9 protein-coding genes and 1 tRNA gene are annotated in these 9,688 nt (G+C 39.6%); 6 read left to right on the forward strand and 4 right to left on the reverse strand.

Annotation, left to right across the window (positions count from 1 at the left end):
• Window positions 1-52: 52 nt before the first annotated feature.
• Window positions 53-775, forward strand: coding sequence for a DUF599 domain-containing protein (locus AAEZ02_RS18405; RefSeq protein ID WP_124012277.1), 723 nt, complete (start codon window positions 53-55; stop codon window positions 773-775).
• Window positions 776-842: 67 nt separating this feature from the next.
• Here AAEZ02_RS18405 and AAEZ02_RS18410 read toward each other — a convergent pair.
• Window positions 843-906 (reverse strand) — tRNA-Met (locus AAEZ02_RS18410).
• A gap of 152 nt (window positions 907-1,058) precedes the next feature.
• Here AAEZ02_RS18410 and AAEZ02_RS18415 point away from each other — a divergent pair.
• From AAEZ02_RS18415 to AAEZ02_RS18435, 5 genes are all read left to right on the forward strand, one after another.
• Entirely contained in the window at window positions 1,059-2,294 is a 1,236-nt protein-coding gene (locus AAEZ02_RS18415) for a site-specific integrase (RefSeq protein ID WP_351124327.1), read from the forward strand.
• Between the two features lie 30 nt (window positions 2,295-2,324).
• Window positions 2,325-3,272 (forward strand): hypothetical protein, encoded by a 948-nt coding sequence (locus AAEZ02_RS18420; protein WP_351124330.1) that lies wholly within the window; start codon window positions 2,325-2,327, stop codon window positions 3,270-3,272.
• Window positions 3,273-3,374: 102 nt separating this feature from the next.
• A complete protein-coding gene (locus AAEZ02_RS18425) occupies window positions 3,375-3,632 on the forward strand; it encodes a helix-turn-helix transcriptional regulator (protein ID WP_351124333.1) in 258 nt (85 codons plus the stop codon).
• The gene (locus AAEZ02_RS18430) at window positions 3,625-3,921 is read left to right on the forward strand and encodes a hypothetical protein (protein ID WP_351124336.1); all 297 of its coding nucleotides are present in this window, start codon (window positions 3,625-3,627) and stop codon (window positions 3,919-3,921) included. Before AAEZ02_RS18425 ends, AAEZ02_RS18430 begins: the two co-directional genes overlap by 8 nt.
• 1 nt (window position 3,922) lies before the next feature.
• The gene (locus tag AAEZ02_RS18435; RefSeq protein ID WP_351124339.1) at window positions 3,923-5,848 is read left to right on the forward strand and encodes a replication endonuclease; all 1,926 of its coding nucleotides are present in this window, start codon (window positions 3,923-3,925) and stop codon (window positions 5,846-5,848) included.
• A 406-nt stretch (window positions 5,849-6,254) separates the two neighbouring features.
• Here the strand turns inward: AAEZ02_RS18435 and AAEZ02_RS18440 are convergent, their stop codons facing one another.
• The 3 genes from AAEZ02_RS18440 to AAEZ02_RS18450 form a co-directional block, all read right to left on the reverse strand.
• Window positions 6,255-8,222 carry an ATP-binding protein gene (locus AAEZ02_RS18440; protein WP_124012272.1) on the reverse strand — a complete coding sequence of 656 codons (1,968 nt, stop codon included), beginning with the start codon at window positions 8,220-8,222 and terminating at the stop codon, window positions 6,255-6,257.
• Window positions 8,219-8,941, reverse strand: coding sequence for an SIR2 family protein (locus AAEZ02_RS18445; RefSeq protein WP_351124341.1), 723 nt, complete (start codon window positions 8,939-8,941; stop codon window positions 8,219-8,221). The genes AAEZ02_RS18440 and AAEZ02_RS18445 overlap by 4 nt, the downstream gene beginning before the upstream one ends.
• A 170-nt stretch (window positions 8,942-9,111) precedes the next feature.
• Window positions 9,112-9,495, reverse strand: coding sequence for a hypothetical protein (locus tag AAEZ02_RS18450; protein ID WP_351124344.1), 384 nt, complete (start codon window positions 9,493-9,495; stop codon window positions 9,112-9,114).
• Window positions 9,496-9,688: the final 193 nt, after the last annotated feature.

A 9,688-nucleotide genomic window follows, 5' to 3' on the forward strand; every position in this document is an offset into this window, starting at 1 on the left:
TGATAACTGATGCATAATCTATCTATTTTTCTTCTTACATAGGTGAATCAGCATGGTGATTTCATGGTTAGATGCGCTGGCTTTAACGGTATTTTTAGTCAGTTGGTTAGGCTATACCAGTTTTGCTCGTCGTAAAGCAAAAACCACCAATTGCATAGCGCGAGTGATGCATCAACAACGTATTCATTGGATGTCACAGGTGATTGCCAAAGAAATACGCGTGGCTGAAGCGGCGTTATTAGCTAATTTAGAACGCAACATTGCCTTTTTTGCTTCTACAACCTTACTGATACTTGCCGGGGTATTAACGCTTTTTTCTCAAGTTGAAAAGCTTGAAATTGTTATTGGTTCTATTCCCTTTACTGCATCACCTAACCATGCTCTGGTACAAGTCAAACTGGCTCTTTTAGCTGGGATTTTTGTGTTGGCTTTTTTCCAATTTACTTGGTCCATGCGTCAATATGGTTTTGTTAATATTATGATTGGTGCTGCGCCACTGGATAAAACCGGTACCGATAAAAATATGCTCGGCTATGCAAGGCAAATGGCGGTCGTACAAGATCAAGCTGCTCACTCATATAACTATGGCTTACGTTCTTATTATTATTCTATGGCAGCATTGTGTTGGTTTATGCATCCCGGGATGTTGATTTTTGCCAGTTTATTCGTGGTATATACCTTATATCAACGGGAATTTAATTCCCGCGCGGTGCAAGCTATTACTCTTGCACAAGCACATTTAGAGCAAGACCCTGCGTATAGGCTGAATGAATAAAGCGGAGTTACAACGAATTTCAGACACAAAAAAGCCCATTTTTCAATGGGCTTTTTTGTTTTCTAATTGGTGGCCCCTCCCAGACTCGAACTGGGGACCTGACGATTATGAGTCTAATTTATCACTAAACTCCAGTGAACCGCAATGTACTTTAACGTGCTATTTTTGATGTGTAACCATCTGATTTAAAGTTATTTAATTTTACGTCCTTTGTTCATTGTAATTCATTGCCTATCTTGGTTATACTTTCAATCTGCTACATATTTGCTACACAGGGAGTGGTATGGCTGTTTCATCAAAGATTAATGCGACATCGGTAAAGAGTTTAACTGTTGACGATAAACGGTTGAACGATACTGAGATAAAGGGCTTCCATGCTCGAATTTCAGCAAAGGGGGGGATTTCGTATTACCTCTTCTACCGTCACAATGGAAAGCAAGTAAATTACCTTTTGGGTAAGGGGAGTTCAATCACCCCAACTCAGGCTCGTGATATGGCAAAATCACAAGCTGGTAAAGTTGCATCGGGTATTAATGTTCAGTCAGATAAGAAAGTCGCCAAAGCAAAAGAGCTAGCCAAAAAATTTAATAAGTTTTCAACCTATGTAGAAGACAAATATCACCCTTGGCTCATCGCCAACAGCACTCGTACAGCAGATCAAATCAAAAGTGTCTTACTCAACAACTTTAAAGAACTCGCTGATATGCAGTTATCAGAGGTTTCGGCATGGCACATTGAGCAATGGCGCTCTAAAGCCAAAAAGCTCAATAAAGCTGAAGCAACGATCAACTATAACGTGAACACGTTAAAAGGGGCTTTGAGTCGAGCTGTTGAGTGGGGGATTATTGACTCACATGAATTAGGGAAGGTGAAAGCATATAAACTTGATAACAGTAGAACTCGATACCTCACTCCATTAGAAGAAAAAGCCCTGTTAAGCACACTGACTGAGCGAGACAAGCTTATAAAATCAAAGCGTTTGAGTGCTAATGAACATAGGTTAAAGCGCGGTTATCCTCAGCAACCATCGCTTAGTCAACATACTTATGCCGATCACATCGAGCCAATAGTCATTCTTGCGATGAATACAGGTATGCGAAGAGGGGAGATTTTATCGCTCAAGTGGTCGAACATAGACTTCTCAATTAAAGTGTTAACGATTAAAGGCGAATCAGCAAAGTCTGGTAAAACTAGACATATCCCTCTAAACAACGCTGCTTTCAATGTACTGACAAAATGGCGTGAGCAAAGTGCTTTTACATCTTTTTTATTTGAAGGCAATGCAGGGAAGCCGTTAACAGATTTTAAAAAAGGGTTTTCTAAGGTGGTTGCAGATGCTGAGTTACAGGACTTTCATTTTCATGATTTAAGGCATCACTTCGCCAGCCAATTAGTAATGAAGAGTGTTGATCTAAACACGGTGAGAGAGTTACTAGGTCATGCTGATATGACGATGACTTTAAGGTATGCTCACTTAGCACCAGAACATAAAGCGGCAGCGGTAAACTTGATTGGTTAAATGATTGGTATATAGGGACGTTGAATTCAAATGATAGAGAAAGAATATTACCGTTTTGACGAGTTAGAAAAGCGATTTGAACTCTCGTTAAGCGACCTACGCTACCTTGTTGAGTCCTCCCAAATTGAACTGACATTTTACTTGGAGCAAACAAAATTGCTCATTGGTGGGTGGCTGAAAGAGAAAGGTTTTGTAGGCTTTGGTTCGGTTTATTATCGAGGCTTAATAAGGATTACTAAGCAAAAGCAAAATGTGCTTCTGTCCACCAATGAAACTTCGGTTGAGTACATTCGAATACTCAATAGAGAGGGCATATCGAATCCTGATGAAGAGTATCCTTTTGAATCTGACTTACCCAATAGTTATCTATATGCTTGGCAACCTAGATTACTCAAAACTATTTTATGGAATGAAATCCCAGCAAAGCTATTTCCTAAAGAGCAAGAGCATGGCTATCGAGTGTTAAGTAAAGGGATAAGGGATATTGTTAAGGCGGTAACAGGCAAAGAGTTAGAAGTTACAGATAAAAATGCTGAATTGATAAAATCTATCCCTGAAAAAACAATCTTTGCAGATGGTATTGAGCTTTGTCTTGATGATATCTGCTTGCTACATTCTGATTTGGTTAAAATTGGTGTAGTGAAATCTAGTGCTGCTGGGGAAACGTCTAAATTATCACAGCCCGTTAAAGGGGAAGATAGCACATCAAAGCGAATCGATGATCTAAGTGAGCTACTTGTCAGGGTAGTTGAAAAACACCCTGAGTATAACGCTAAGCAATATTGGCGAGCATTGGAACGTGAATCTGAAGAGGTCGAAGGCTTCAGGTTGATTGATAAATATAACATCCTTACTGAAGTCGAAGGCAATCAGATTAGGTGGCAAGATAGAGCAGGTAAGCCTAGAAAGTCCGTTAGCTTTTCATCATTTACAAACAGGTTAACTGAAGCAAGAAAAAAGAGTCAGACCGAAATTTGAATTAGTTTTCACGTATTAGCTCATCCGACTCATCGATAAGCTCATTCTAGAAAAAACGCCTTTTATTGTCCTCCATGTACTTAGAAATACATGGAGGCATACATGCCAACAACAATACCAACAGCAAAAAACAAACGCGCACTATCAGAAATAGAAACAGCCGAATATATCGGTATGAGTCGTTCTTTCCTTCGTCAGTCACGTATGGAGGGAAATCGCGAAAATAGAACCCCAGCTCCACCATTTATCAAAATCGGTCGTGCGGTTCGTTATCTAAAGGAAGATTTAGACCTATGGCTTGATAGCTTCTATCGCATGGAACACTTAGGGCAGTGTGCCGTAGGTGGTAAGCATGCCTAAGCTAACAAAAGAGCAGAAACGGTTTTTAATCTGGTTGTCGTTAACGGGGACTCACTTTGAAATCTGTCGTGAACTTGGTTATTCCTATCGACAAATGAATGGTCTTGAGCGGTATGTGAATAAGCAAGGCGAGCGTTATAAGTTCGATACTAGAACACTTCAAAGGCTTATCGATGCAGATCTTGTTACCAGTGAATTGATTTATCCCTTTGGAATAAAGTATCAGCGTTATTATGTGACCGAAGAGGGGCGAGCATGTGCAACTTTGTTCAGGCTTGGAGCTTCTTAGTGTGAGTAGCTTTAGAGAAAAAATCATTGTAAAGGCGATGAGTGATAATGATGACATTTTATCGCCTTATCTGTCACGTATTGATAAAGTTGATGCACGGTTCATCACTGCAAAACTAACACCATTTTCTAACTTGATTAAAAGCACGATTTTAAAAGAGGCATTCGCTAAACCAACACCTTATGACCGCAATCGTCATATCTTAGATACCACCACTAAGTTATATAAATTGTTACCTAAAAAGCTCGCACATATGTTTTTTTGCTTTGATGATGATATTAACAACAAAGCGAAAGAGTGCGCTGATTATGGCAGACGGATTGCTATCGACCCAAGTGCGATTGATTTTATTAATGTGCACCATAACAAAAATGATTACGGTTGCTCAAAGAACCCGATTAGCAAGGAAAATCCTGAAATATTCGGGAATAACCCTGAATCGGTAACCGAAAACAACCGAACTCACCCTGAAACATTCTGGAATATTCCCGAATCAATTACCGCATTTGACCGAACGCATCCTGAAAATTACGGGAGTATTCCTGAGTTGATTACCGCAAGTGACCTAACTCATCCTGAAATTTACGGGAATGTTCCTGAATCAATTTCTGAAGTGGCTATGCCTAGCTCCAAGGGGGCAATTAGTGATTTATCAATAGCACAGCAAAAATCCTTATATGAATTCTTATCTAGATATGTAGCTAGTTTCGGGGTTAGCCCAATTGAACCCAATAATAAGATTCAAATATCAGGCTGCATTAAGCGATATGTTGATAATCGCTGGTGGCTGAAAAAGTTTCGCAAAGTCATTACTCAGGCCAATGAAAAAGCGGCATTACACCTCAATTTTGTTAATAGTAAGAGACAGATTTACGCCAGTAATATCACGACTAAAAATCGAATTGCTCAACGGTTGAGAAATGAGCAATTATTAAGTTCGAGTGTCATCATTAATGAACTCGGCCAGCGTTACACTTTGAAGGAAGTCTCTGATTTAAATGTGTCTAATCCAAAGATTAGAAAAGATGAACTCATTTGTCGTGCTAGAGGGTTCGAGGATTTAGCTAAAAATGAAGGGCATGAAGCTTTATTTATTACTGTTACATGTCCTTCAAAATATCATAGGGCATTTTCTAAGTCAGGTGCACCGAATCCCAAATGGGAGAAGCTAATGCCTGATGAGGCCAATGCATGTTTAAATCATCAATGGCAAAAAACACGAGCAGAACTTAAGCGAAAGAACATCAACCCCTATGGTTTTCGTGTCGTTGAGCCACAGCATGACGGCACACCTCATTGGCATATGTTGTTTTTTATTGAAGGCGAAAAGCTTGAAGCCATGCAAGATATTATTCGCCATTACGCCTTAGAGGTTGATGGTGACGAAAGCGGGGCAGTTGAGAACCGTTGTGACTTTAAAAAAATTGACCCGAGTAAAGGTTCAGCCACTGGCTATATCTTAAAGTACATTGTTAAAAATATTGATGGTGAAGGCTTAGGAGAAGATAAGTTTGGCAATGATTCACTTCTGGTTGCTCAGCGTATTGATGCTTGGGCTTCATGCTGGTGTATCCGCCAATTTCAGCAAATCGGCGGTGCTAGTGTCTCTGTGTGGCGTGAGTTGAGAAGAATCCGTACAAAGCTTTTTAAGACGGATAGCGAAAACGATAGCTCAGTGCTAGAGCAAGCCCGTTTTGCCGCAGATAATAGCGATTGGCAAGGTTACACAACGGCTATGGGCGGAGTATCGACCAAACTTAAAGATAGGCCGATTAAACTGCATTACGAACTGAATATTGATGAGGAAACGGGGGAGTGTTTACAGAGCTACTATGACGGAGAGCTGATCTCTAAAATTAAAGGCTTATGGTTTGCAGGAAAAACCATAGTCACCAGACTCTACCAATGGAGGATAGAGAAGGTTTAGGCGCTTTTAGTTAGGCTCTTAACCTAAATAAAAACAAATGAGCACAGAAGCCTTAGCTCCCAATGCTGAAAGCTTCAAATGATAAAAATGAACAACACCTCAACAGCACTTTTAGCCAGAAACTAGGCTATAGCTCGAATCAAAAGTCCTCGAAACCTCTCATAAATCTTTTGCTAGTCGCCTGCCAGAATGGCAAAGATGCTTTTACTTGGAGTTCTGTAAATAACTGTACTAAACGCTTCAATCAAACCAAGTTGCACACAACTTGGTTTTCTTCGATGGGGGGCATGAATTAATTTTTCAGAGGACATAAGACCCTGTTTGATTCGCTACAAAAGTTAGCTCAGATACGGCAAAGTTATCTGAGCTAACTTTTGACTTGATTAAAACCTCGGTGTCAAGCTACTTAAAACTGTGGAAGAGGTGGGGGAAGTGGCGGAAAGGTTTTAAACCATTCCTCATGCACTTTACAGTTTTCACTATTTGGTTCAGGTGATGCTTGTTTAATACGGACGTGTAAAGGCATGGCTACACAGTTACCAAAGACTAGTGCCTCACCAGGTACTGACTGTTTAATTTTGTTAGCAAAATCATCTGAGAAATAAGGTAGTATCGAATAAACATAGTTCATATCCACTTCGTTCTGAATGCGGTGAACAATGAAGTTAGAGCACTGTGATAATACGGTTCCAGATAGTTCAGATGGGCGCTGTGAAGATATCAATAAATACAGTGCGTACTTACGACCTTCTCGAGCTATCTGTTCAAAAATGTTCTCTCTCAGAAGATACTTTGAATCTTTTTTAATATAGCGATGGGCTTCATCCAAGACCAGATGGATTGGTTTCTCACGCCTTTCTGAACCTTTAAGCTTTTTCCGGTAAGAAAAATGCAGTCTAGATGTCACAGAAGTTAACGTTTCAAGTGCATCTCTGGAAAGTTCACTCGTATCAATAATAACCATGTTCGTCTGTGAAGGGACGGCACATTTTGACTGCCAAAGCCAATCAAGGTAATCCTCTATCTTCCTAACATTTGGAGGGTTTTTTCTCATGAATAAGCAATTATCGTTATCAAGGAAAAAATCCAGTCGAGTCATCATTGTGGATGTGTATTCTCTGATTCGACCGTTACCTTTAGCATCCTCCTCAAGTAGAGCCATATTTGCCGCTTGCTTTAGGAAACGGTAGTCGAAGAACTCCTCAGTAGTAGCTCTATAATCCATAACCTCACGTACATCATCATCGTTAACTTTTGTTCGAACTGTTTGGAGAGCCTTCCTAAGCTTGTCCTTATTTTCACCAAATGAAATAGTGCAACTCGTAAATAATTCTCGAAGGTCTTCAAAAATACCTTCTTCTCGGCAAGCAGCCTCTAAAGCCTCATCAAGTTTAATTAGCTCCGAAATTCCGTAGATTATACTCTTTGCTGCAGTAATGATCGCTGTTTCGCTATCACCTTGTGAGTGAAGGGTTTGGAGTAAATTGCAAATTTTAAATCTCAGGTAGTTGATTAACTTTTGACGCTCATCCCCTGCTCGCGTTGAGATCATGTAGAATTTATAGCTTTCTTGTAGCACCCTATCCCAGAAAGGACGCTGAGTGGCATCCGTTGCCATCAAGAAGGCACTCCATTCGTCAATATTCATCAGGAAGTGAGGAAGAAAAAAAGGTTCATAACCATCTTCGACAGTTTCAATATTTGGCTTAAGAAATCGTACACTTAAATTTGGGCATTTGTCATGATGTTCAAACGCATTTCGATACTCGCCATTCACATCAAAAATCAAAATCCTAGATCCGATTGCTGAGTTGTCTTTTTTCTTATGGATTTCCTGAATGATATGAGCAATAGTATTCGACTTGCCGCTGCCTGAGTTGCCTAGTACAGCTGAATGGATATTGAAAAACGAATTGATAGATATATCGATTGGGTAATTAATTAAGTTCTTGCTCTCCCCCAAATAAAAGCTTTGGTGAATTTTATCACACAGTTCATTGTTTCTACTGGTTTGAAGTATCAACTCCATATCTTCAAACGTTACTATATTTACTTCACTGTATATAGCGGGAAATATTCCGACCCCAAGATTAAACAGGCCTTTCCTCGAAATAGTGCCGATAGGCTTCAGGAGTACCTCTCTAGTGCTGTCAACGTCATAAGCAGCGCTATTAACTTGCATGTCAGTATCAAAAATAGAAACTACTTCACAGATAAGCTGTTCACCAATCGAGTTGGTAGTTTTTAGATAACTACCAATGTTACCGAAATAGTAGATAACACCAGCAAGGTTAACTGAGTTGCCCCGAACTTCAGTTGAGACCCTAACTTTAAATTGGTTAAAGTTAACTGAGGTGATTGTTCCAATTCTCATTTATCACCTCTTGCTAGCTTAAGTGACCGAATAAAGTCCTCAAGCAAGTCGCTGTCCCGGCCCTTATCTAGATCAGGTATCAGCTTGTTAACGATGTAGTCAAAGTAATGGATCTTTATGGCTTTTGCTTCTTCTTTAATCGTTGGTTCAAACTCTCCATAGATTTGGTAGATACGCCTATCAGTTAGTTTTGTGAGGTTTTCTGAAGGGGAATAATTTCCAAAAATAACTACGCTTAAACTTGGATTCGATGCGAGTGCTGCATAAATAGCATTGTTAATGTGCTCATCGCTAAAGCTATAGCCAATTACAATTAAGACCCCATGTTGGAGTAATAACTTGGTTTGAAACTCCCGAATCAAATCAGCATAAGGTGAACCTAAACTTTTGTTTTGTTTTAAGGGGGTAGGGTAGATAAGGACGTTATTTTTAGGAGGTGTCTGACATGGGGCAACATCGATCTCCTTGATATTGAAAAAGGAGTTATCATCAGACTCAACCCAACTAATCGAACCATGTAGTTTGTAGAGATAAACCATATTCTCTAGTGGTTCATACTTCTCCATACCAGAGTCAATCTTACGGGAAAATGTGTAAGAAAAACGAGCGGGATTAAAGGAACGAGATAGCCCACTACTAAAACCATTGTTGTAGTTTATGTTCAGAAAGCCAAGGGCTGTTTCGCTTAATAGATCATTATTAGTGGTAAATACATTCACTCTAGCAAGGTCCTTGTTTCTCAACGAGAGCTTTTGATAGAGTTTTTTATATAAACTGAATGATTTATCAGCGCCACTTGCATTACAGTCAATGTTAATGGATATATATATCTGGGACTCGATTAGATTGATTAAGTAATCATTAATGTCATCATTTTCCCCAACCCCTTTTAAATAGGAGCGCTTTGAGTCAGCGTTCCCAATATGTTCTCAAGATTTTTAGGTGAGTGCCTCTTAACATTCTGAAATCCATCTTTTAGTGATTGATGACTAAAACTACATTCATCTGCCGCTATACTAGCTTCCGTATCAAGACTATTTACCCTTCCCTCAACTTCTTTTATCAGCGGCTCCATTGCTGGTATGGCATCTGCACTCGCGCCAGCCCCTAAGAGAAAATGAAGATTTTTAATGTTAGTAAGATCAGACATCTTACTTCTGATTTTCTCAAGTCTATCCTCAAGCACATCAGATTCACTGAACAGCGAATCTTGACCTTGTTTGAAAGTTATAAGGTCATTTACGACTTGCTTTTGAGCCATATTTTCAGACATTGCTACGGGTTCCTTTTACTCAGAGCTAGTATCCATAAGATTTCATAATTGAGTTGTTAGACTTTTATTGAGGGTGAATAGCTTACTTCGCGCTTATACATCGTGATAGGTCTAGATGTTAGTGCCGACGCAAACCCGCAGTTATTTGCCGCAGAATAAATTGCCAATAAAACCTCTTGTTCAGCCTTTTATT

It is taken from the genome of Shewanella sp. T24-MNA-CIBAN-0130, assembly GCF_040310185.1.
GTDB lineage: Bacteria > Pseudomonadota > Gammaproteobacteria > Enterobacterales > Shewanellaceae > Shewanella > Shewanella psychromarinicola.

What these genes read in the sequence shown, in the direction of transcription:
- AAEZ02_RS18430 (WP_351124336.1), top strand. Translation starts at nt 3,625, where the DNA reads ATGCCTAAGCTAACAAAAGAGCAGAAACGGTTTTTAATCTGGTTGTCG.
- AAEZ02_RS18415 (WP_351124327.1), top strand. Translation starts at nt 1,059, where the DNA reads ATGGCTGTTTCATCAAAGATTAATGCGACATCGGTAAAGAGTTTAACT.
- AAEZ02_RS18405 (WP_124012277.1), top strand. Translation starts at nt 53, where the DNA reads ATGGTGATTTCATGGTTAGATGCGCTGGCTTTAACGGTATTTTTAGTC.
- AAEZ02_RS18450 (WP_351124344.1), bottom strand. Translation starts at nt 9,495, where the DNA reads ATGTCTGAAAATATGGCTCAAAAGCAAGTCGTAAATGACCTTATAACT.
- AAEZ02_RS18425 (WP_351124333.1), top strand. Translation starts at nt 3,375, where the DNA reads ATGCCAACAACAATACCAACAGCAAAAAACAAACGCGCACTATCAGAA.
- AAEZ02_RS18440 (WP_124012272.1), bottom strand. Translation starts at nt 8,222, where the DNA reads ATGAGAATTGGAACAATCACCTCAGTTAACTTTAACCAATTTAAAGTT.
- AAEZ02_RS18420 (WP_351124330.1), top strand. Translation starts at nt 2,325, where the DNA reads ATGATAGAGAAAGAATATTACCGTTTTGACGAGTTAGAAAAGCGATTT.